General features: G+C 45.2%; 20 protein-coding genes, 1 tRNA gene, 1 other RNA gene and 1 other annotated feature. All 22 genes read right to left on the bottom strand.

Going from position 1 to position 23,717, the window contains the following annotated elements:
• Positions 1 to 358: 358 nt before the first annotated feature.
• Entirely contained in the window at positions 359 to 1,231 is an 873-nt protein-coding gene (locus tag AC5W2J_RS04125) for a metal-dependent hydrolase (protein ID WP_496058207.1), read from the bottom strand.
• 139 nt (positions 1,232 to 1,370) lie between these two features.
• Positions 1,371 to 1,619, bottom strand: coding sequence for a DUF2508 family protein (locus tag AC5W2J_RS04120; RefSeq protein WP_496058206.1), 249 nt, complete (start codon positions 1,617 to 1,619; stop codon positions 1,371 to 1,373).
• A gap of 23 nt (positions 1,620 to 1,642) precedes the next feature.
• On the bottom strand, positions 1,643 to 2,239 hold the full coding sequence (gene recR, locus AC5W2J_RS04115; protein WP_496058205.1) for a recombination mediator RecR: 597 nt from the start codon (positions 2,237 to 2,239) through the stop codon (positions 1,643 to 1,645).
• A gap of 12 nt (positions 2,240 to 2,251) precedes the next feature.
• The gene (locus tag AC5W2J_RS04110; protein WP_252313698.1) at positions 2,252 to 2,566 is read right to left on the bottom strand and encodes a YbaB/EbfC family nucleoid-associated protein; all 315 of its coding nucleotides are present in this window, start codon (positions 2,564 to 2,566) and stop codon (positions 2,252 to 2,254) included.
• Between the two features lie 21 nt (positions 2,567 to 2,587).
• Positions 2,588 to 4,297: a DNA polymerase III subunit gamma/tau gene (gene dnaX, locus AC5W2J_RS04105; protein ID WP_496058204.1), complete on the bottom strand. Its 1,710-nt coding sequence runs from the start codon at positions 4,295 to 4,297 to the stop codon at positions 2,588 to 2,590.
• Between the two features lie 152 nt (positions 4,298 to 4,449).
• Positions 4,450 to 4,715: signal recognition particle sRNA large type (gene ffs / locus AC5W2J_RS04100), an RNA gene on the bottom strand.
• Positions 4,716 to 4,797: 82 nt separating this feature from the next.
• Positions 4,798 to 4,965 carry a YycC family protein gene (locus AC5W2J_RS04095; RefSeq protein WP_496058203.1) on the bottom strand — a complete coding sequence of 56 codons (168 nt, stop codon included), beginning with the start codon at positions 4,963 to 4,965 and terminating at the stop codon, positions 4,798 to 4,800.
• Positions 4,966 to 4,981: 16 nt separating this feature from the next.
• Positions 4,982 to 5,524: a tRNA adenosine(34) deaminase TadA gene (gene tadA, locus AC5W2J_RS04090; protein WP_496058202.1), complete on the bottom strand. Its 543-nt coding sequence runs from the start codon at positions 5,522 to 5,524 to the stop codon at positions 4,982 to 4,984.
• A 122-nt stretch (positions 5,525 to 5,646) separates the two neighbouring features.
• Positions 5,647 to 5,739, bottom strand: a tRNA-Ser gene (locus tag AC5W2J_RS04085).
• A gap of 110 nt (positions 5,740 to 5,849) precedes the next feature.
• On the bottom strand, positions 5,850 to 6,752 hold the full coding sequence (opp4C, locus tag AC5W2J_RS04080) for an oligopeptide ABC transporter permease (RefSeq protein WP_496058201.1): 903 nt from the start codon (positions 6,750 to 6,752) through the stop codon (positions 5,850 to 5,852).
• A 13-nt stretch (positions 6,753 to 6,765) separates the two neighbouring features.
• A complete protein-coding gene (locus AC5W2J_RS04075; protein ID WP_496058200.1) occupies positions 6,766 to 7,731 on the bottom strand; it encodes an ABC transporter permease in 966 nt (321 codons plus the stop codon).
• Positions 7,732 to 7,930: 199 nt separating this feature from the next.
• Positions 7,931 to 9,661, bottom strand: a complete 1,731-nt coding sequence (locus AC5W2J_RS04070) for an ABC transporter substrate-binding protein (RefSeq protein ID WP_496058199.1) — start codon at positions 9,659 to 9,661, stop codon at positions 7,931 to 7,933.
• Between the two features lie 80 nt (positions 9,662 to 9,741).
• Positions 9,742 to 10,818, bottom strand: a complete 1,077-nt coding sequence (locus AC5W2J_RS04065) for an ABC transporter ATP-binding protein (protein ID WP_496058198.1) — start codon at positions 10,816 to 10,818, stop codon at positions 9,742 to 9,744.
• The gene (locus AC5W2J_RS04060; RefSeq protein WP_496058197.1) at positions 10,802 to 11,821 is read right to left on the bottom strand and encodes an ABC transporter ATP-binding protein; all 1,020 of its coding nucleotides are present in this window, start codon (positions 11,819 to 11,821) and stop codon (positions 10,802 to 10,804) included. Before AC5W2J_RS04060 ends, AC5W2J_RS04065 begins: the two co-directional genes overlap by 17 nt.
• A 49-nt stretch (positions 11,822 to 11,870) precedes the next feature.
• The gene (locus tag AC5W2J_RS04055) at positions 11,871 to 12,332 is read right to left on the bottom strand and encodes an Lrp/AsnC family transcriptional regulator (RefSeq protein ID WP_496058196.1); all 462 of its coding nucleotides are present in this window, start codon (positions 12,330 to 12,332) and stop codon (positions 11,871 to 11,873) included.
• Positions 12,333 to 12,680: 348 nt separating this feature from the next.
• Positions 12,681 to 13,961: a serine--tRNA ligase gene (gene serS, locus AC5W2J_RS04050; RefSeq protein ID WP_496058195.1), complete on the bottom strand. Its 1,281-nt coding sequence runs from the start codon at positions 13,959 to 13,961 to the stop codon at positions 12,681 to 12,683.
• Between the two features lie 61 nt (positions 13,962 to 14,022).
• Positions 14,023 to 14,240: a binding site (T-box leader), on the bottom strand.
• Positions 14,236 to 14,850: a pyridoxal 5'-phosphate synthase glutaminase subunit PdxT gene (gene pdxT / locus AC5W2J_RS04045; protein WP_496058194.1), complete on the bottom strand. Its 615-nt coding sequence runs from the start codon at positions 14,848 to 14,850 to the stop codon at positions 14,236 to 14,238. (Overlaps the previous feature by 5 nt.)
• A gap of 36 nt (positions 14,851 to 14,886) precedes the next feature.
• Complete coding sequence (gene pdxS, locus AC5W2J_RS04040; RefSeq protein ID WP_496058193.1) at positions 14,887 to 15,771, bottom strand: pyridoxal 5'-phosphate synthase lyase subunit PdxS; 885 nt, start codon at positions 15,769 to 15,771, stop codon at positions 14,887 to 14,889.
• 225 nt (positions 15,772 to 15,996) lie between these two features.
• Positions 15,997 to 17,298: a serine hydrolase gene (locus AC5W2J_RS04035; protein ID WP_496058192.1), complete on the bottom strand. Its 1,302-nt coding sequence runs from the start codon at positions 17,296 to 17,298 to the stop codon at positions 15,997 to 15,999.
• Positions 17,299 to 17,457: 159 nt separating this feature from the next.
• Positions 17,458 to 18,915, bottom strand: coding sequence for an IMP dehydrogenase (gene guaB, locus AC5W2J_RS04030; RefSeq protein ID WP_496058191.1), 1,458 nt, complete (start codon positions 18,913 to 18,915; stop codon positions 17,458 to 17,460).
• A gap of 245 nt (positions 18,916 to 19,160) precedes the next feature.
• On the bottom strand, positions 19,161 to 21,722 hold the full coding sequence (gene gyrA, locus AC5W2J_RS04025; protein WP_496058190.1) for a DNA gyrase subunit A: 2,562 nt from the start codon (positions 21,720 to 21,722) through the stop codon (positions 19,161 to 19,163).
• A 59-nt stretch (positions 21,723 to 21,781) separates the two neighbouring features.
• The gene (gyrB, locus tag AC5W2J_RS04020) at positions 21,782 to 23,695 is read right to left on the bottom strand and encodes a DNA topoisomerase (ATP-hydrolyzing) subunit B (RefSeq protein ID WP_496058189.1); all 1,914 of its coding nucleotides are present in this window, start codon (positions 23,693 to 23,695) and stop codon (positions 21,782 to 21,784) included.
• Positions 23,696 to 23,717: the final 22 nt, after the last annotated feature.

Raw genomic sequence — 23,717 nt, 5'->3', positions numbered from 1 at the left:
CAAGATCAAACTCTCCATGAAAGTTGATGCTTAGGTCATGCTGGTCTTACATTGCGCAGCAGGCCTTGCCTGCCGCGACTTGATAATTCGCGCGTTGTTTTCATTCCATTTTCAAAGGACACTTATTTACGTCGCCGTCTCTTAACGACTTCGTAAATTATATCATTTGCGTTTAAAAAACGCAATACTTAATTGTGATAAAATATTGAACGTTTTTGAGATGTTTTCTCAGCAACGTTTTCAACTATACCATCTCTATTATAAAATAACAATGAAAAAATTGCATTACTTATAAAAAAAATTTATCCCTTTTCTTGTATATTATAGATAGAAAAAAAGCGGGCAAAAACTGCCCGCTTTACTCCGCTGGTATCGATTCAAAAAGCAGCTTTTCTCCATCAAAGTAAAAACGCGGGTCATAGACTCCCAGCTCCGCCTCGTCTTTCGTCACTACTACGAAAGGAGCCCACTCGATTAACACTTCTGCCCGTTTGTTTTTTTCCAAAAGAGGATCAAGGTTCACTTCTTCCTGGGAATAAAGGGTCTCCGTCAATGATTCTCTTCCAAACGCATTATGATTTTTAATCGTGACGATCTCATCTTTTTTACCAATAACATTAAATGAACCAGGAACAAAACCGGCAGAAAGCGCTACTTGATCAAAGCTGTCTTCTACCTGGTTAATAATGAATGTTCCTTGAAGACCCTGTATAGATGTATGCAGAGCCGCTAACACGAGAACCGCCCTCCAGACACGGGGGGCAGAAATGCTTTTATATTTCCATTTAATAAGAAAGGCGCCTGCGAACAAGCTCCAAATCACCACATCAACAATAGGTAGAAATCCTAAAGCTACTCTTGTTGAGCTTATTGGTTCAAACCAGCCGGTTCCCCAGGCATTCAAGCCATCCAGCGTGTTATGAATAACTACATTAATAAACGCTGCAAAAAAGATCAGCCAATGTTTCTGCCTCCAAATTACAAAAGCTGCCGCAAAAATCACAAGTGCCCATACCGGGGCCATAAAAAAAGAATGCGTCAATCCACGGTGCCAAAGAAGCCCCATGATCTGCCCTGTCTCCGTAAGACCTGTAAAGACGTCGGCATCCGGCGCCTGGCTGCCGGCCAGGCTTGCAAACAAAACAGAACGCTTCACCGGTTTATCGAGACCAGCTTTATCGATAGCCCCGTAAGTCGCCATTCCAAAAAGAGCATGTGTCAGCGTGTCCATTTAATACCTCTTCTCTATCAAGGGTAAGTATGTCCTTGTACTGTACCTTTTCTTTCTATAGAAGAGCAACGTTTTTGACCTGATCCCGCTGGTTCCTTTATAAATAAAAAAAGCAGCCGGGCATAAGCAGCCGGCTGTATTATTTATTCTTTTGAAGTGCCTGCTGATAGCGCATTTCCTTTAACAGAAACATATACTTCGCTTTTTTTATCTTCAGGTACGCAATTGTTTCAGTGGAAGGATCAAGGCTTTTTTCGATGATTAGTTGAAACGATTGAAAGTCGCGCTTTAATTCTTCCGTTTTTTCGATAAGACTTTGTTGTCCGGCATGATAAATTTTGTTTTTTTTGAACAAAGAAGCGCCCTCCCTTTTTTGAATACTATTCATTTAAGGAGCCCCCGCCACTGTTTTTATAATTCCCGGCGGCCTTCTATTGCTTTGGAAAGCGTCACTTCATCTGCATACTCCAGATCTCCGCCTACCGGAAGACCGTGGGCAATTCTCGTCACTTTCATACCAGAAGGTTTAACGAGCCTGGAAATATACATTGCTGTAGCTTCCCCTTCAATAGTAGGGTTCGTTGCGATAATTACTTCTTTCACTTCATCGTTTTGAAGCCTCTTGATCAGTTCAGGTACTTTAATATCTTCCGGACCAATGCCATCCATTGGAGAAATTGCACCATGCAGGACATGATACTGTCCACTGTACTCCCGCATTTTCTCCATTGCAATGACATCTTTGGAGTCCTGTACTACGCATATAATAGATTGATCCCGCTGTTTATCTTCACAGATTCTGCACGGATCCGTATCTGTTATAAAGTGACAGTTAGAGCAGTAGGTTAAGTCGCGCTTAGCATGAACCAGTGCTTTTGCAAAATCCAGAACATCGTCTTCTTTCATATCCAATACGAAGAAGGCAAGACGTCCTGCCGTTTTCGGCCCAATGCCGGGGAGTTTCATAAAACCTTCAATTAGTTTAGAAATTGGCTGTGGATACTGCACCTTTTCCTCCTTTTAGAACATTCCAGGCATATTCATTCCTTTAGTAAATTTGCCCATGTCCTGTTCGATCATTTCATCTGCTTTTTTGAGAGCTTCGTTAGTGGCGGCAAGGACAAGATCCTGCAGCATTTCTACATCTTCAGGATCTACAACGTCCTGGTCGATTTCAATATCAACAATACGCTTGTCTCCGGAAGCGGTCACTTTAATAGCTCCGCCGCCTGCGGTTGCTTCTACGTTCTTTTCCTTTAGTTCTTCCTGTGCCTGAGCCATTTGTTTTTGCATTTTCTGCATCTGCTTCATCATATTTCCCATATTGTTTTTCATTATTATTCCTCCAATAGTGTATTAGTCTTTTATTTCTAAAAGGTCTTCTCCCACCAGCTTAATGGCTTCGTCTACAAAAGGATCCTTTTCCGGTTCGCTTTCCTGCTCTTCGGAAGCCGGCTGCCGGCTTTTGTATTCCTGCTTTACCTTTTCCCACTGCTGATTTAAAAGTGTAACGGCTTCAAGTGTCTGTCCTGTTACTTCTTGAATGGAAGACTCTATGGCGTCACGGAATTTCGTATCCACCATGCTTCGATGCATTTCGTTTTGAAAAGCCAGAATCAGCTTTTCTCCATTTGTTGCTACCGGCTTGGCATCACTTATCCACGCATGGCCGGGTACGCTTGTCTGCTTTACTTTCTGCATAATAGCCGCCCACTGCCCTGTCAGCTCCTGAAGCTTCTGACGATCTGCGCCCTGCACTGCTTCACGGACTTTTCCGTCATTTCCAAGTGCCTGTCCCCCGCCGGCCCGCGGCTGCACTTTCCGTTTAGGAGCCTGGGACGGAGAAGCATCTGCCGGCTTTTCGGGAGCCGGTGTTTCTTTTATCTTTTTCAATTTCTGTTCGAGTTGCTCTATTTTTTTCTCCAGACGCTCGTAAACGTCAGAGGAGACAGCGCTTCCCGCTTCAGGTGCCGGTTGGCCGGAAGACGCATGAGCCGTTTGAATAAGAGCCATTTCCAGAAAAATCTTAGGATGGCTGGACCATTTCATCTGCTGAAAGTGGGTATTAAGCTCATTGAGCACCTGATAAATCCAGGAAAGCTCTGCCTGCCCGGCCAGCTCCTTAAATGTATCGTCCACCATGACCCTGTCCAGAATCTCATCAACATTCGGCGCGGTTTTAGCGACCAGCATGTCTCTTAAATAGTATATAACGTCTTCCATGAATCGAACAGGATCTTTTCCATCCTGAATCAGCCTGTCTGCCGCTCTTACTGCTGCCGAAGTATCTCCTGCAAGAACAGAACGTATCGTCTCCGCCAGAAAACGCTGGGAAACTGCTCCGGTAATTGCTAATACATCATCAGCCGTAATAGTATCCTCTGCAAAAGACGAAGCCTGATCCAATAAGCTCAGCGCATCTCTCATTCCGCCTTCCGCTGCCCGGGCAATAAGCTGAACGGCTTCTTCTTCAGCCGCCCATTCCTGCTGAGTGATAATGTAATTCATTCTTTCTGTCAAAGCTTTGGTTGTGATCCGCTTGAAATCAAAACGCTGACATCTGGATATAATGGTTAACGGGATTTTATGAGGCTCGGTTGTTGCGAGAATAAAAACGGCATGCTTCGGCGGCTCTTCCAATGTTTTTAATAGTGCATTAAAGGCGCCGGTGGAAAGCATGTGAACCTCATCTATAATATATACTTTGTATGAAATATCGCGGGGAGCAGACATGACGTTTTCCCGTATATAACGGATTTCGTCTACGCCATTGTTGGATGCGGCATCGATTTCAATAACGTCCACGACGGAGCCATCTGAAATCCCCCGGCAGGCCCGGCATTCGTTACAAGGCTCGCGAACAGGCGCATGCTCACAGTTAATCGCTTTGGCAATAATTTTGGCGGCGCTTGTTTTCCCGGTCCCCCGCGGACCGCTGAATAAGTAGGCGTGTGAAAACTTTTCCTGTTCCAGCGCGTTTTGGAGCGTTTTTGTAATATGTTCCTGGCCTGCCATGTCTTTTAACTGCTTTGGCCTCCATACCCTGTACAATGCCTGATAGCCCAATCCTCTGCCTCCTTTATTATATTTCTTCTATTTTTAATTATACCGATTCTATATATACTTTTCAAAAGATGATATCCGTTTTTCTTCATTATAATAATGAAGAAAAAAGAACCACTCTCAAGAGAGTCGTTCTTTTTATCATATGTATAAAGCCGTGCACCTTCTGTCGACAATGCTTTCATGCACGTTACCTATGCAGTTAGCTCGAACCGGGCAGCTCTGCGGCACATAGAAGAGTCCGCTTACTGCTGCTTCCTTCCGGACCTGACAGGATTCACGGGTTTCCATTGCGCAGAACCCGGTTGTCAACACCACTTACATAGGGCAGGCTGCACAAAAGCATAGCCTCGAGAAGGGATTCAGTCTCGCTATAGCGGATTGCGAGTACAGGGCACCGCTACCTCCCCACTTAGCACGGCAAATTGGATAACATATTCAGGCGCTTTATTGCGCAACTTTTAGTATATATAGTTTTTAGCTGGAACGCAATAGGTTCGGCTTTATTCTTCTGCCGAATTTTCGTCTGCTGCGGTCTGCTCTTTTCTTTCCAGTTCAGCAATTTTTGCCATAATAATATGCGGCGGTGTATGCATAATGTGCTCTAACGGCATATTAAGTTTTTTCGCCAGCATTTGAGCCGTTTCCGCTGAAAATTGATTAGGTGCCATGAGTTATCCCCCTGTTTTATTCATCGTGTTCGTTTACTATATCATGATGATTCGCTGAATCCAACTTCTGCTGCTCTCTTCTTTTTAAGCGCTCTTCTTTTTTCTTTTGGCGCAGTTCCAGAAAAAAGGTGGAAAGAATCGCACTGCATCGTTCCTCCATCACCCCGCGTTCGACGATGGCCTGATGATTGAACCGCGGTTCGTCCAACAGGTTCATCAGCGTTCCCGCACAGCCGGCTTTGGCATCAACTGCTCCGTAAACGACCCGGACGATGCGGGACTGGACAATCGCCCCTGCACACATCGGACAGGGCTCCAGGGTGACATAAAGCGTGCAGTCCTCCAAACGCCAGTTTCCGAGTGTCCGACATGCCTGTTCAATGGCAGTCATTTCAGCATGGGACCCCGCCTGTTGTTTGGTTTCCCGCTGGTTGTATCCATACCCGACAATCACATCTTCTTTTACAATTACTGCTCCGATCGGCACTTCTCCCATGATCCGCGCTTTTTCCGCCAATTTCAGAGCTTCTTTCATCCAATACATATCTGTATGAGCCATGTCCGTCTCCTTACCTTCCGCTTTTCTTTTATCATACCCAATTTGCTTTTTTTCATGCACTGTCTTATAAAAACACACAAAAAAAGCTGCCCTTTGCAGGGACAGCTTTGTTATTAGAATAATGGCGGAGGAGGAGGGATTCGAACCCCCGCGGGCGATGAAGCCCCTGGCGGTTTTCAAGACCGCTCCCTTCAGCCAGACTTGGGTACTCCCCCGAATGGTTAAAAACTTTTTGGCTGACAAGGAATATAATAGCATATACAAAATACCGGTGCAATAGAAAATAAAAAGAAAGAGCAATTTAATTTTGCTCTTTCTTGTATTTTTATCGTTTTCCACCTTTTGGATCAAATGCATCCCGAAGGCCGTCCCCAATGAAATTAATGGACAAAACGACAAGGAGAATAGAGAGACCGGGCGGAATCCAAGCCTCTGGAGCCCCTTGAAGAACTCTTATGCTTCTTGCTTCATTTACCATGTTCCCCCATGTAGGAGTAGGCTGTGGGATACCAAACCCTACGAAACTTAATGCAGATTCTAAAATGATCATCGTCGCCATCATAATTGTGGCATTCACAATAATCGGACCGACGGCATTTGGCAGAAAGTGTTTCGTAATGATGCGCCAATCTGAACATCCAATGGACCTTGCTCCGAGTATAAATTCTTTTTCTCTGATCGATAAAAACGTTCCCCGCAGGATCCTTGTGATGTTCGGCCAGGTAGTTGCTGCAATAACTACTACAAATAGCGTGATGGTTATATTTTGAATAATCGCGATCACAGTAAGCACAAACAAGAGAAAAGGAAGCGTAAGAACAACATCAGCAAGTCTCATAATAATGCCGTCTACGATACCACCGTAGTACCCTGCAATCGAGCCTAAAATCACTCCAATGACTAACGTACAAAACATCGCGAAGAAACCAATAAGCAGAGTAACCCTTGCTCCATAGACCAGCCTGGCAAAATTGTCCCGGCCGGAACTGTCGGTGCCAAGCCAGTGGTCAGAGCTTGGCGGCTGCATCACGTTGATTAAATCGGACTGCGTTGGACTGTTCGGCGTTAAAAATGGGGCAAAAATAGCCACCAGCGAGAAAAACACAAGAATGACTAATCCCGATATCGCCAGCTTGTTTTTCATGAATCGCTTTACCGCCAGCTGAAGGGGGCTGTGGCCTTTTTGTCCGGAAGTAATGACTGGTTCTACTGGTTGTGGATTCTGCATAGCATATGCCCCCTCAATCGTAGCGTATTCTTGGATCGACTACGGCGTAGAAAATATCCGCCAACAGGTTGCCGACAAGAATCGCTACCGATAATATCAAATTAATTCCCATAATGACTGGATAGTCTCTGTTAACAATGGACTCCAAAAACAATGTACCGAGCCCTGGATAGTTAAATACTGCTTCTGTAATAACTGCGCCGCTCAGCAGCGTTCCAAATTCAAATCCAAGAAGCGTGATGATAGGAATTAAAGCATTCCGAAGCGTATGCTTATATAAAACGCTTTTTGGTCCCATTCCTTTTGCTTTGGCTGTTCGTACAAAATCACTTCCCTGAATATCAAGCATTTCACTTCTCATATAACGCATGTAAATAGCCGTACTGGCCAGGCCGAGCGTTAAACCGGGAAGCACCAAATGATGAATCCGGTCAAAAAAATACTCCAGGCCGGTTGCTCCAATAGTGGAAACAGAGCCCTGCGTTGGAAACCATCCTAATTGGAAACCAAAGAAATAAATCAGTAACAGGCCGGCAAAGAAGTTGGGTGTAGCAAGACCTACAAAAGCAAACGTTGTTGCGCCGTAATCTGCAACAGAATACGGTTTTCTGGCGGAATAAATACCGATTGGCAAAGCTACAATAATAGTAATAAATAAAGCAAAAATAGATAAGTACAGGGTGTTTACAACACGCGACATGATCAAACCTTCTACCGTACGCCCGTTATAGTTAATGGAATCTCCCAGGTTTCCCTGTGCCACGGATCCTACCCAGCTGAGGTACTGAATATGAAACGGCTCGTTTAACCCAAGCTCCTCTGCCCGCTGTTCATACACTTCCGCCGGAACATTAGGATCAATATTTTCTCCGGTTAACGGGTCCCCCGGTGCTAGATAAGCTAAAAAATATACGATTAAAGATACTGCTAGCAGCATAGGAATAAATAATAATAGTCTGCGCAATATATATTTATACATCTACTTCTCCTCCTGCCTTTTTCAGAAAAGACTGGGCATCGCCAGAATTTCTGCTTGCATGGTGTTGTAAGAGCCTCTTCCGGCAGTCTTTTCTCAAAAATTCAAAAGCAACAGCTGAATCTCTCTTCTATACTTATGTAGTGGAAAATAGTTTGGATGTATGGATACAAATCCATACATCCTTCTATTTTCATGGGCATTACTGTTCTAAATACCACTCATGCGAGTTATCAACAATCGTGTGCGGCTTTCTAACAATTCCCTGCAGGGCACTGTTATGAGCGAATACGTTGTTTTCTGCATACAATGGAACTTCTGGAAGTTCATCAGAAAAGAGCTGTGCCCACTCTCCATATTTCTGCTCACGGTACTCTAATTCAAACGCGTCCGGAGCCTGCATTGCTTCTTCAATTAACTGGTCGCTTTCTTCACTGTTCCAACGAAGGTAGTTATAGGCAGCGTCCGATTTGTGGATGCCTGATGGATCCGGATCACCGGAAGCCAGAGACCAGCCCGACAGGTACATATCTACATCGTTGGAGTTGCTTTCAATATGCTCAAAGTGAGCAGCTGCTTCACGCGGGTTGTTTAGATTCACATCAAGCCCTACAGCTTCCAGGTTTTCTTCAATGATTGGTGCGCTTCTTTCACGGATAAGGTTACCTGTTGGATAGTCCAGATTCAGCGTAAAGGCTTCGCCGTCCGGATTCTCACGCATCCCGTCTCCATTTGTATCTTCGTAGCCGGCGTCATCTAAAATCTGGTTTGCTGTATCTTCGTTATAGTCATAGTCAGTAACCGAGTCGGCGTTAAACGCCCACGATGCTTCAGGGAACGGTGCATTCAGTACTTCACCATGTCCGTAAAGAAGCCCGTCAATCATCCCCTGCCGATTAATCGCATGAGCGATCGCTTGTCGAAGTTCAACATCCTGTACCTTTTCATTTGGCTCCCATGAGTCCGGATCCGTCAATGCATCATCCGGGCCTCTATTATGCTTGAATCCAAGCAGCTGGTAACCAAGATCCTGCTGTTCAAACATCGTAATGTTTTCCATTTGTTCTACGGATTCCACATCGCCTTTAGGCACGCCTCCCGGATCTTTGATAAGGTCTACATCTCCATTTTCAAGCAGTCCCGGAATAATTTCCTGGTCCATTACCTGCCATTGAATGTTATCCAGGTTAGGCTCTCCGCCCCAGTACTCTTCATGCTTGGCTAAAAGATACTGCTCGCCTTCCTGTAATTCAGAAAGCTGGAAAGGGCCTGTTCCGATCACTTCACCAGCGTTCAGGGAAGCACTGGCTTCCGGCATTTCTGCTACGGGAATGTCAGCAAAAATGTGTTCTGGAATAATCATAAAGCTTGTGTTATACAGTGCCGTTGGATTTGGTTCGGCAAACGTGAATGTCACGGTGTTTTCATCGACAGCTTCTACACCTTCAAGTGTATCGGCTTCTCCGTCTGAATATTCTTCAAAGCCAACCAGTTTGTTTACATAGTCAATACGCAGGCCGCCTGCGTTAATATATTCCGGATCTGCAATAGATTCGTAAGTAAATACTACATCATCGGCTGTAAAGGCTTCGCCATCATGCCACGTTACGCCTTCCTCCAATGTATAAGTAAGTTCTGTCTGGTCATCGTTGAATTCCCACTCGGATGCAAGTTCCGGAATAAACTCAAGGTTTTCATCCTGTGCCACCAGTGCCTCGTGCGTAAAATCAAGAATATTCGCTTCATAGGCATCGCTGTAAAATATAGGGTTGAACTGGCCTTCCGGTGCGGAATACATCGCAGCCGTTATCGAACCGCCTTCCTGAGGTTCGCCGCTGGATTCCCCGCCTTCCTCAGAGTCCCCGCCTCCACTGCATGCAGACAATACTAAACCAAAAGACATCATTGACAAAAACCATGTTTTGTTTTTCAAAAAGATACCCCCTACTAGTTTTTATAATTGGTCATTATTGAATCCTTACAGGATTCACCCCCTATACGTGATATAACCGGTTAGTTTTTTGAGGCATGTTCCGGGCTGAGTATGGCCCCCGTTTTTGAATCAGTATACAAATGGCATGCCACTTTATGGTCCCGGCCTACATCGACCAGCTCCGGTCTTTCTGCACTGCAGCGATCATGGGCCTGCGGGCAGCGCGTATGAAAAGGACACCCGGCAGGCGGGTCTGATGGACTTGGCAGATCTCCCTGCAAATGAACTTTTTTCTTTCTTTTTTTCACATCCGGTTCAGGAACCGCTGAAATAAGTGCCTGGGTGTAGGGATGCAGAGGCTGGGAATACAAGCTGTTTTTGGGGGCTATTTCTGCAATTCTTCCTAAATACATGACAGCCACCCGGTCACTGATATGTTTGACAACACTTAAATCGTGGGCAATGAATAAGTACGTTAAATCAAAATCATCTTGAAGCTGCTTCATCAGGTTTAATACCTGCGACTGCACAGATACATCCAAAGCAGAAACCGGTTCATCCCCAATGATGAATTTCGGCCTTGTAGAGATGGAGCGTGCTATTCCAATACGCTGACGCTGGCCGCCCGAAAATTCGTGTGGATATTTAAACCGTGCATCCCCTCCAAGACCTACTGTTTCCAGAAGCTCAATCACTCGTTCTCTGCGCTGTTCCTTCGTTAAATTTTCATGAAGAAGCATAGGCTCTTCAATCAGTTCTCCGACGCTCATCCGCGGGTTTAAAGAGCCGTAGGGATCCTGAAATATCATCTGCATATCTTTTCTGGAAGGCCTTATTTTCCGCTGCGATAGCTTAGAGATATCTTTATCATCAAAAATGACTTTTCCCTCTGTCGGAGTATCCAGCCTTAAAATAATTCGTCCCAATGTGGATTTCCCGGAACCGGATTCTCCTACAATGCCGAGCGTCTCTCCTTTATAAATATCAATGGAAATATCATCGACTGCTTTTACATGAGCAACGGTACGTCTTAATATGCCGCCCTTTATAGGAAAGTATTTTTTTAGATTTTTAATTTCTACCAGCTTTTCCTTTGTTTCGGAAGCAGGAGCCGGATAGTCTGCCTCTTCGTTTACTTTATTATTTAACTGGGTCAATGGCTTCTGCCTCCTTGGAACTCTGACTGTAAAGAATACAGCGGACTTCGTGGCCGGGTGTATCTTCGTATATAGGCGGCACTGACTTGGTACACTCTTCCGTTACATGCTTGCAGCGGGGAGCAAACCTGCATCCCTGCGGGAAATCAGTAGCAGGGGGCACCGTACCTGGAATCGATTCTAATATCTGCTTATCGTCATCAATTTTAGGCATGCTGTTTAACAGCCCTACAGTGTACGGATGTTTAGGATTTTCAAACAACTCATTTACTGTAGCGGATTCTACAATCTGGCCGCCATACATGACCATTACTCTATCTGCCGTTTCTGCTACTACACCAAGGTCATGAGTAATGATCAGAATGGCCGAGTTGATTTTTTCTTTAATATCAAGCATTAAATCCAAAATCTGGGCCTGAATCGTCACATCGAGCGCCGTAGTGGGCTCATCTGCAATAATGAGCTTTGGATCGCAGGAAAGAGCAATCGCAATGATCACTCGCTGTCTCATCCCGCCGGAGAGCTGGTGCGGATATTCATGAATCGTTTGTTCCGCACGGGGAAACCCGACTAGTTTAAGCAGTTCCACAGCTTTTTGTCTGGCTTCTTTTTTCTTCATTCCTTTGTGCTTAATCAGCGGTTCCGCTATTTGCATGCCAATGGTGAATACAGGATTTAACGAGGTCATTGGCTCCTGAAAAATCATTCCTATTTTATTGCCCCGTACTTTTATCATTTCCTTTTCAGATAAATCCAATAACTCTTGATCTTCTAATTTGATAGATCCTTCCACAATCTTTCCGGCAGGCTCTGGTACAAGCCTCATAATCGACATCGAGGTGATGCTTTTCCCACTCCCTGATTCGCCGACCAAAGCCACTGTTTCTCCATTATGTATAGTAAAATCAATACCATCGACAGCTTTAGCTGTTTTTCCATTTTCTAAAGAAAAATATGTTTTCAGCCCTGACACTTTCAGCAGCTCGGTCTGATTGTTGCTCATGAACCCACCCCAATTTATTAAATTACTTCCGGTTTCCAGAAGAAACGATTCACGAATCTTCTGCTTGTATGTACGAAAAAGAATCCTTATACTGCTTCAGTTCTACGTTCACGTCAGCATTTAAAATTCCATCAATTTTAGCCAGTTCTTTGTTAACAAAATTCACTAAGTCCTCGTTACTCTTAAAATAAGCTTGTATAATCAGGTCATGTTTACCTGAAAATGCCCCGACAAACCTCACTTCCGGATGCTTCTGCAGACATCTTGCAATATCTTCCTGCGCCCCAAGCCTTGTTGAAAACCCGATAATCGCCTGGACCTCCAGCCCTACTTTGTTTGGATTGGTATGAATAATAAATTCAAATACACCGGCACTGAGCATTTTATTGATACGTGAACGAATCGTTCCTTCACTGCAGTTTAAATAGCGCGCTATTTCACTGTAAGATCTTTTTCCATTCTCCTGCAGATATCCGAGAATGGCCATATCCGTACTATCAAGCTGGCTCATTGGGCATCCCATCTTTTCTTTATGTATATTTCGCTGATTTCTTTGCTATTCGTTACGAAAAATGAAATAAATCGATGAAATATTGAGATAATTCGCAAGATTTTTTTATTTGATTAACGTTATTATAAGTACTATATAGAATATTTGCAATATTGTTTTTACATTTTTATTAAATTTAAATGACAGATTATCTATCAGAGTACGCTACGAAAATATCAAAGCTTCCTGTTAAATAATACATTGATAACGCTTACATTGCAATTTTTTTAAGAAATGGCTTGAAAAATTCGTAGAAAAAAACAGAGGAGTTGTTTTACTCCCCTGTTTCACCTTAAAAAAACTGGTAATTTACTTCGCTTGAATATGCGTTCTGCCACCCATGTAGCCTTGCAGCACTTTAGGAATACGGATAGAACCATCCTCCTGTTGATGATTCTCCATCAAAGCAGCTACCGTTCTTCCCACTGCTAATCCGGAACCATTGAGCGTGTGCACAAATTCCGTTTTGGCTTTTGGCTCCCGTTTGAATCGAATGTTGGCCCGACGAGCCTGAAAATCTTCAAAGTTACTGCAGGAAGAAATTTCTTTATAATCCTCATAGCTTGGCAGCCATACTTCGATATCGTATTTTTTGGCAGCCGTAAAGCCCAGGTCTGCGGTACACATGTTCAGCACGCGGTAAGGAAGCTCCAGATCCTGCAGAACCTTTTCAGCATGACCGGTTAAAAGCTCCAGCTGCTCGTAGGAGTCTTCCGGATGTACAAAGCGCACGAGTTCTACTTTATTAAACTGATGCTGACGGATAAGGCCTCTTGTATCCCTGCCGGCTGACCCTGCTTCTGAACGAAAGCACGCACTGTAGGCGGAATAGCCGAATGGCAGTTTCCATCCTTCGATAATTTCATCGCGGTGCATATTAGTGACCGGCACTTCGGCGGTAGGAATCAAAAAGTAGTCTTCTTCGCGGATGTTAAACGCGTCTTCTTCAAACTTTGGAAGCTGACCTGTTCCTGTCATGCTCTCCCGGTTAACCATGTAAGGAGGAATGACTTCTTCGTATTCATGCTTATCTGTGTGAAGGTCCATCATATAGGAAATCAAAGCCCGCTCTAATTTTGCACCGGCTCCTTTATAAAACACAAAGCGGCTGCCGGTTACTTTGGAAGCACGTTCAAAATCAAGCATGCCAAGCTCCACACCAAGATCCCAATGTGCTTTTACTGGAAATGAAAAAGAAGGAGCCTCTCCCCACGTACGAATTTCCTCGTTGTCTTCTTCGCTTTCTCCGATCGGAACGCTCTGATGGGGAATATTCGGAATCGTCAGCATCAGTTGCTGCAGGTCTTCTTCTACCGTACGGAGTTCCTCATCATATTTCTTCATATTTATGGACACATTTTTGGTTTCATCAATCAAATCCTGTGCATCTATGTTTTCCCGCTTACGTTTGGCTACTTCCTGGGACACTTCGTTTCGTTTCTTTTTTAATTCCTCCGTTTTTTGAATAAGGCTTCTTCGGCTTTCATCCAGCTCCAGAAAACGATCCAGTTCGTCAATGTTTTCTCCTCTTTTTTCCAGCTTTTTCTTCACTTCATCAAAATCTTTTCTTAGTTTTTTTACATCCAGCATGTTGCTGCCTCCTTTTATTTATTAATGGAATTTCAAACAAAAAACTCCCGCCCCTTTATAGAAAAGGGACGAGAGTTCACCCGCGTTGCCACCCAGATTGCAGCATAGCCTGCTGCCTCTTTGTTCATCAGCTTAACGGGGATGAGCCGGAAGAAGCTACTTTGCGTTCACTTCTCCACTCCGGATCGGATTCCTGAATAACCGGCACCTGCTTCCACCACTGCACAGGCTCTCTGTCTTCCGGTTGTATTCAATACTAGTATCCATCAATGCTTTATACAGGCCTGACCGTTTCCTGCGCCGGCCTTGTTTCTTTTGCTTCTTTAACCATTTTAACAAAAAATTGATGCAGACGGGAATCATCTGTTAATTCCGGATGAAATGAGCAGGCAAGCAGATGGTTCTGTTTAGCCGCTACGATTTCTCCTTCATACTCCGCCAGAATATCAACGGAGTCTCCCGTTTCAGAAATGAGCGGGGCCCGGATAAAAACAGCTTCTACATCATCAGCCACCTGATCGACGACAAGCGTTGTTTCAAAGCTTTCCCGCTGTCGTCCGAAAGCGTTTCGTTCCACTTTCATGTCCATCAATTGAAGATGGCCTTCTTCGTCTGAGCCTTCGATTCGTTCAGCCATAAGAATTAAGCCGGCACATGTACCGAAAATAGGCTTGCCCGCCTCTGCAAAATCACGAAGAGGCTGAAAAAAACCATATTTGTTTACTAAACGGCGCATGGTCGTACTTTCTCCTCCAGGAAATACAAGGCCGTCCAAGGCATCTAACTGCTCAACCCGTTTAATAATTACGACTTCTGTATTTGGAGCTTCCAGGCTTTTGACATGTTCCCGGACCGCTCCCTGTAAAGCAAGTACACCAATTTTCACCATTCCAGTATTCCTTCTTTCCAGCTTTATAGTAGCGGATTACCAGCCGCGGTCCTGCATACGCTCACCTGGAGCAAGTGTGGAAATTTCCAGGCCTTTCATTGCTTCTCCGATGTCTTTTGACACGCGTCCGATTAATTCATAGTCGTCGTAATGAGTAGTAGCTTCTACGATCGCACGGGCAAATTTCTCCGGCTGGTTGGATTTGAAAATGCCGGATCCAACGAATACACCGTCTGCTCCCAGCTGCATCATAAGCGCAGCGTCTGAAGGAGTAGCAATACCTCCTGCAGCGAAGTTCACGACCGGCAGACCTTTGTGTTCCTGAATTTGAACAAGAAGCTCATAAGGTGCTCCTAGATTCTTCGCTTCTGTCATCAGTTCGTCACGGGACATACCAACGACACGCTTTACCTGAGACTGAATCATTCTCATATGGCGTACAGCCTCGACAATATTTCCTGTGCCGGGCTCGCCTTTAGTACGAAGCATGGAGGCTCCTTCGCCTACACGACGCATTGCTTCTCCCAAATCTCTTGCTCCGCATACAAACGGAACGGTAAATTCGCTTTTATCCAAGTGATAGACCTCATCGGCCGGCGTTAATACTTCACTTTCATCGATATAATCTGCACCCAGTGCTTCAAGGACACGTGCCTCTACAATGTGGCCTATACGTGCTTTAGCCATGACAGGAATCGATACTGCTGCCATTACTTCTTCTACAATAGTAGGGTCAGCCATACGTGCTACGCCGCCTGCTGCACGGATATCAGAAGGCACGCGTTCGAGTGCCATAACGGCCACTGCTCCTGCTTCTTCTGCTATTTTAGCCTGTTCGGCGTTGATGACGTCCATGATAACGCCGCCTTTTTGCATTTCAGCCATACCTCTTTTTACGCGATCTGTTCCTTTATCTGCCATTATAATAATCCCTCCGCTGTATAATACTGCCTGGTTGTTAAGCAGTTTATCTCTATTTATTACAAAGCTTCTCCTTTATTGCAGTCTTTCCTTAAAAAGGCAATAGGATAACTCTGTATTGCATCACTATTCCCATTGTATCACTGCTTCGCCAAGGAATAAAGACATTAGCACGGGCTTTCTGTAAAAAAGAAAAAGAAGAATATTTTAAAAAATATTCTTCTTTCAGTCTCCTGCATTATAACGAATGCTGTTCAATAAGCCGCCTACATTATCAAGAGCAGAAGATAACCAGGTGGCTTCCTCAATTGTTTCATCTGCAATAAGGGGAACACGATTCGGTATTCTCATGGAGTCCAGCAGGTACTCGCTGCCGACGCCGTTTGTTTGAAGACGAATGGTGCCTACTACATCACCTTTTTTAACTGGAGCCTGGAGATTTCCCTCTTCATCCACTTTTTCGGAATCAAGCATGGTATCTATTTGAGGTTCTTTTCCCCCTTCTTCCATGTAGGCCGAAATATTGTCTCCGGCCACTACAGCAGCTTCATCTCCTCTGCCTTTTGACACCGGAACGGTGCTGCTTCCCTGCAGGCTTTCGCCCTCTTCCACATACTTTTTCTCCGAAATCACATCAAATCCATAGTCATACAATTGAGCGGTTTCTGTGAAACGGGCGTCTCTGGAGTCGGTGCGCATAACAACAGAAATATACCGGCGTTCATCTCTTTCAATCGTTCCTGCGAAAGCATTGCCGGCCAAATTAGTAGAGCCGGTTTTTAACCCGTCTACTCCTTCGTATTCATGCTCGAATCCAGGCAGCATCCAATTCCAGTTTTCTATAGCGACTTCATCGTTTGTATCTTCTCCAAATACTATTTCTTCTTCAGAAGCAATCTCAAGAATTTCCGGATAATCATTAATTAAATAATACGCTAATATTGCGGTATCCCTGGCAGACATCATGTTTTCTTCGTCTGCTCCTGTACCGGAAGGATGCTCCCCCGCCATCGAAGTATTATTCAGTCCGCTGGCGTTTACAAATTTATAGTCACTCATGCCCAGTTCTTCTGCTTTGGCATTCATCTCATCAACAAAGGCCCGCTCCGAACCGGCCAGATGTTCTGCCAAAGCTACAGTAGCGCCATTGGCAGAGTCTACAGCCATCACTTCGTATAGTTCTTCGACCGTATAGGTTTGTGATTCCCGCAGGGGAACGTTGGCCAATCCCGGTCTTATTGATAAAGCGGCCACTTTGCTGCTGATTTCAACTTCGTCTTCCCATTCTATGGTCTGTTCGTCTATGGCTTGATGGACTAAATATTCAGCCATCATTTTGGACATACTTGCAGGAGGCAGACTTGTATCAATATTGTCCTGATACACAATCTCTCCGGTCTCAGCATCTACTAAAATCGCAGCTTCTGCCTCTAAAGCAGGAGCTTCTGCTTCCACATCCATATGCAAGCCGGCCAGCATAATAATGGCTATAACTAGAGCCAGGCTGGATTTTAATAAGCTTTTCATAAATGTAACGCACCTCCGAAATATACTTCCGTTAGTTTATCACAGCCGCTTGTAAAAGAATAGACAACAAACTGTAACTAAACTCTAATATTTAGTTATTTCCATACAAAAAAACACTCAAGCAGGCTCGGCTTGAGTGTTTTTTTCTTAGCATCTGTATTACAGGCTGTAGTTTGGTGATTCTTTTGTAATCTGCACATCGTGCGGATGGCTCTCGCGCAGACCTGCGTTAGTAATGCGGATAAACTGTCCATTTTCCCGGAGGTCTTCCAAGGTAGCCGTGCCGCAGTAACCCATGCCGGCACGAATGCCGCCGATCAACTGATGGACCGTATCGGCAAGAGGTCCTTTATATGGTGTTCTTCCTTCGATGCCTTCCGGTACAAGCTTTTGGTTGTCTTCCTGGAAGTAGCGGTCCTTGCTGCCTTTCTCCATAGCAGCCATAGAACCCATCCCGCGGTAAACTTTAAACTGGCGGCCCTGGAAAATTTCGCGTTCTCCCGGGCTTTCTGTTACACCGGCAAGCAGGCTGCCAAGCATTACTGCATGGCCTCCTGCGGCCAGCGCCTTAACGATATCTCCGGAATATTTAATGCCTCCGTCTGCAATAATCGGTACGTTATGCTTTTCTGCTTCTTCAGCGCAGTCAAAAATAGCAGTAATCTGTGGAACACCGACACCGGCAACGACCCGCGTCGTACAAATGGAGCCCGGACCGATTCCAACTTTTACAACGTCCGCACCCGCTTTGATTAAGTCACGCGTGCCACCTGCTGTCGCCACGTTTCCTGCTATTAAAATCACATCAGGGAATGCACTGCGGATTTCAGCGATTTTATCCAGTACGCCTTTGGAATGGCCGTGTGCCGTATCAATAACGAGGGCATCGACGCCTGCATTGACGAGTGCTTCCACCCGCTTTAACACATCCGCCGTTACGCCGACAGCCGCTCCGGCAAGAAGACGCCCGTGTTTGTCTTTAGCAGAATGAGGAAACTCGATAAGCTTTTCAATGTCTTTGATGGTAATTAAACCTTTTAATGTACCGTCTTTTTCCACAAGAGGAAGCTTTTCAATCCGATGCTGCTGAAGGATTTTCTCTGCTTCTTTTAATGTAGTGCCTACTGAAGCTGTTACAAGGTTTGTTTTTGTCATAACGTCTTCAATTTTAATAGAGTAGTCTTCAATAAAACGAAGATCGCGGTTGGTCAAAATACCAACAAGCTTCCTGCTTTCATCTACAATCGGCACGCCGGAAATACGGAATTTACTCATTAAATGTTCGGCATCAAATACCTGACGGTCTGCGGTTAGATAAAAAGGATCGGTAATAACGCCGCTTTCGGAACGTTTTACACGGTCTACCATTTCTGCCTGCTCTTCCATGGACATGTTCTTATGGATAATGCCAAGTCCGCCTTCTCGTGCAATCGCAATAGCCATTCCGGCCTCCGTTACGGTGTCCATTCCGGCACTGATAATAGGAAGGTTCAACGGAAGTTTGTCTGTTAATGACGTTTTCACGGAAACGTCCCGGGGGTGGATTTCTGAACGATCCGGGATTAAAAGCACGTCATCAAACGTTAACCCCTCTTTTCCAAATTTATCTTCACGCATATGATATTCATCCTTTCCGCCTGTAAATTTTATCGATCAATTCTAATCTAAAAATGCCCGTTTCTTGCTGGTGATTTACGATTTCCTCATATCTTATCATTTTTTTCTATGCTGTCACGACTAATATGCATATGTTTAAACATTCCGAAAACTGATAAGGCTTACTTTTCTAATAACAGGAAAATATCCCTTTTTTCACCGGTCTATATAAAAAGCAGCCCTGATAAAGGGCTGCCTGTTATGCATTATTCTTCAGGCTCTTCCGGGCCGTCATTGGTTGTATCATCGTTTTCGTTATCTGTTTCTGTCGGTTCCGTATCATCTGAAGAAAGCGGCTCGGCTGTTTCGCCTTCGAGCAGGGCGTCTTCCAGCAAAGCTTCTTCTTCAGGAGAATCTACAGGGGCTACGGTAGAAACGAGTTCTCCGTCGCCAAGGCGGATTAAACGGACACCCTGAGCATAGCGTCCCATCGTCGAAATACCTTCTACGCTCATCCGGATTAGTACCCCATGGGCCGTCATAATCATGATTTCCTGCTCTTCTCCAACACATCTCATCGCGATAAGCGTGCCATTTCGTTCCGTCAGGTTTGTCGCCTTCAGGCCTTTACCACCGCGGTGCTGCACCTTGAATTCACTGATTGGAGTACGTTTACCGTACCCTTTGTCTGTCACAACCAGTACATCACGGTCCTCGCTGGCGATATCCATGCCGACGATTTCATCCTCACCTGTTAGACTGATCGCTTTTACGCCGGAAGCGGTACGTCCCATCGCGCGGACGTCCTGTTCAAGAAAATGAATAGCCATGCCGTGCTTTGTTCCGAGAATAATATGGTCTTCTCCTTTTGTCAGCCTCACGCCGTAAAGCTCGTCATCTTCCCTGACGTTTATGGCAAACAAACCGCCTTTACGGATGTTGGAAAAAGCAGACAAAGGAGAACGCTTGGAGATTCCTTTCTTGGTCAGGAAGAACAGATACGTATCATCTGTAAATTCTTCCACCGGCATCACCGTACTAATGTATTCATCTTTTTCGATTTGAAGAAGGTTAATCGCCGGGATGCCTTTGGCAGTCCGGGACAGTTCCGGTATTTCGTAAGCTTTCAACCGGTAGGCTTTTCCTTTGTTCGTAAAGAAAAGAATCGTCTGGTGGGAACCTGTGGTAAACAAATGCTCCACGAAATCCTCATCATTGGTTCCCATTCCCTGTACGCCGCGTCCGCCGCGTTTCTGGCTGCGGTAGGTGCTGCTGAGCATCCGCTTTAGATAGCCATTGTGGGTAATGGTAATAACCACATTTTGTCGTGGAATAAGGTCTTCATCTTCAATCTGGTTTTCCCCTGCTTCGATGCCGGTACGGCGTTTATCATTAAAACGCTCTTTTACATCCTGCAGTTCTTCCCGGATGATCTCGAGAACCTTTTCTTCACTGTCTAGAATCGCTTTAAGTTCGTTAATGCGCTCTAACAGCTCTTGGTATTCGTTTTCAATCTTGTCGCGCTCCAGGCCGGTCAAACGCTGCAGTCTCATATCAAGAATAGCCTGGGCCTGCTCATAGCTGAGCCCGTATTCTTCCATAAGACCGTTTCTGGCCGCATCTGTCGTCTGGGAGCCGCGGATCAATGCAATAATTTTATCAATATGATCCAGTGCAATCCGTAGACCTTCCAGAATATGAGCTCTTGCTTCGGCTTTTTTCAGTTCAAAAGCCGTACGTCGCTTAATTACTACTTTTTGATGTTCCAAATAGTGATAAAGCATTTCTTTTAGATTGAGTACTTTCGGCTGGCCGTCTACTAGAGCCAGCATGTTAATACCAAAGCTCGTCTGCAGGGAGGTCTGCTTGTATAAGTTATTTAAAAGAACATTGGCATTGGCGTCTCTTCTGACTTCAATGACAATTCTCATGCCGTTCCGGTCGGATTCATCACGCAGATCCGTAATGCCTTCGATCTTTTTATCACGGGCCAATTCGGCAATTTTTTCAATCAGACGGGCTTTATTGACCTGATAGGGAAGCTGATCCACAATAATCGTCTGCTTGCCGTTTTTCTGCTCTATAATCTCCGCTTTTGAGCGGATAATAATAGAACCGCGGCCGGTCTGATATGCACGTTTAATACCGAGGCGTCCCATAATCGAGGCACCTGTCGGAAAGTCCGGCCCTGGAATATATTCCATAAGTTCCGGGATTGTAATATCCGGATTGTCAGCTACGGCAAGCACGCCGTCAATGACCTCTCCAAGCTGGTGGGGAGGAATATTCGTTGCCATTCCCACTGCAATCCCGGAAGCTCCATTTACAAGAAGGTTAGGAAAACGGGCCGGAAGGACCATCGGCTCTCTTTCGTTCCCATCATAGTTTTCCTGAAAATCAATCGTGTCCTTGTTTAAGTCGCGCACCAATTCCATGGAGATCTTGGCCAGGCGTGCTTCCGTATAACGCATTGCAGCTGCGGCATCTCCATCTACTGAACCAAAGTTACCGTGCCCGCTTATCAACATATTGCGATAGCTGAAATCCTGCGCCATCCGCACCATCGTTTCATACACCGCAGAATCACCGTGTGGATGGTACTTACCAATAACTTCTCCGACAATACGTGCGGATTTCTTAAAAGGTTTATCCGGCGTCATGCCGAGTTCGTTCATTGCATACAAAATACGCCGGTGAACCGGCTTCATTCCATCTCTAACATCTGGAAGAGCACGGCTTACGATAACGCTCATCGCGTAATCCAGGAAAGAGGTTCTCATTTCCTGGCCGATATTTATGCCTGTTACTCTTGATTCATTCTCTGCCAATGTTGTAACCTCCTGTTTCAAGCCGTTCTAATTCCTGATTATGACCCCGCCGGGCGCTGTTAAATGTCCAGGTTTTTTACGTAATGGGCATTTGCCTGAATAAAGTCACGGCGCGGCTCCACCCGCTCTCCCATTAACATTTCAAACACTTCATCTGCCTTCATTGCATCTTCTAATTCCACCTGCAGCAGGGCACGGCCCTCGGGATCCATCGTAGTCTCCCAAAGCTGATCCGGATTCATCTCGCCGAGACCCTTATAGCGCTGCACACCCGGTTTTGGATGGGCCGAAAGCTCAGAAAAGATCTGGTCTCTTTCTTTTTCATCAAAAGCATAACGGATTGTCTTTCCCTGTTTCACCTGATACAAAGGCGGCTGGGCGATATAAATATAGCCTCTTTCAATCAAAGGCCTCATATAGCGGTAGAAAAACGTTAGGATCAACGTCCGAATGTGCGCCCCGTCCACGTCCGCATCGGTCATAATAATGATGCGGTGGTATCTTGCTTTTTCAATATCGAACTCTTCTCCAATGCCCGTACCGAGTGCGGTAATAATCGTACGGATTTCATTGTTTCCAAGAATTTTATCCAGTCGTGCTTTTTCTACGTTAATAATTTTCCCGCGGAGCGGCAGAATCGCCTGGAAATGACGATCGCGTCCCTGCTTGGCTGAGCCTCCGGCAGAATCCCCCTCTACGATGTAGATTTCACTGATTGAAGCGTCCTTGGATGAACAGTCGGCAAGCTTACCAGGTAAAGAACTAACTTCCAGGGCACTTTTTCTTCTTGTTAATTCACGGGCTTTTTTGGCTGCATCTCTTGCTCTTGAAGCCATGAGACCTTTATCTACAATTTTGCGGGCCGTATCCGGGTTTTCAGCAAGAAAGCGGGAAAAGTGTTCGCTGAACAATGAATCAGTAACCGTACGGACTTCGCTGTTGCCAAGCTTTGTTTTCGTCTGGCCTTCAAACTGCGGGTCCGGTATTTTTACAGAGATAATAGCTGTCAGACCTTCTCTGACATCGTCTCCGACTAAGTTAGGATCACTTTCTTTAAATAGATTATTTCGTCTTGCATAATCGTTTATTACCCTTGTGAGTCCTGTCTTAAAGCCGGACTCGTGCGTTCCGCCTTCGTGGGTGTTGATGTTATTGGCAAAGGAATAAATGTTGCTCGTATAACTATCGTTATACTGCACGGCAATTTCTATTTTTGTTCCATCTCTATCGGCTTCAATAAAAATCGGCTCTCCGTGGAGTGCTTCTTTCTGGCGGTTTAAATATTCCACAAAGGAGGCAATCCCGCCTTCATAGTGATACTCTACTTCTTTTCCATCTTCCCGTTCGTCTTTCAGGGAAATGCGGAGTCCCTTATTTAGAAAAGCGATCTCACGCAGACGGGTTGCCAGAATTTCATAATCAAATACGGTTACTTCTGTAAAAATATCAGCATCCGGTTTGAAATGAATCTTCGTTCCGGTAACGTCTGTATCTCCTACCATCTTCAGATCCTGCTGAGGTATACCTCTGCGGTATGTCTGCTGATAGACGTGATCCTCACGATGAACTTCAATTTCCAATATCTCTGACAGCGCATTTACTACAGAAGCCCCGACGCCGTGAAGGCCGCCTGACACTTTATAGCCGCCGCCGCCGAATTTACCGCCTGCGTGCAGGACAGTCATAATGACTTCTACAGCCGGACGTCCCATTTTTTCATGGTTTCCGACCGGAATGCCGCGTCCGTTATCCTGGACGGTAATGCTGTTGTCTTTTTCAATGACAATGGAAATGTAGTCACAATAACCACCCATTGCTTCATCAATGCTGTTATCGACAATTTCCCACACAAGGTGGTGAAGTCCTCTGGAACTAGTTGAGCCAATGTACATGCCGGGACGTTTTCTAACTGCCTCCAGGCCTTCGAGGACCTGAATCTGGCTTTCATCATATGAGTTTGGATCCATTGCCAATTACATTCACCTTCTCTTCCAT

This window comes from Sinobaca sp. SA16-1 (assembly GCF_059510515.1).
Note: the sequence above shows the minus strand (reverse complement) of the source record. Positions and strands in the feature narration are given on the sequence as shown.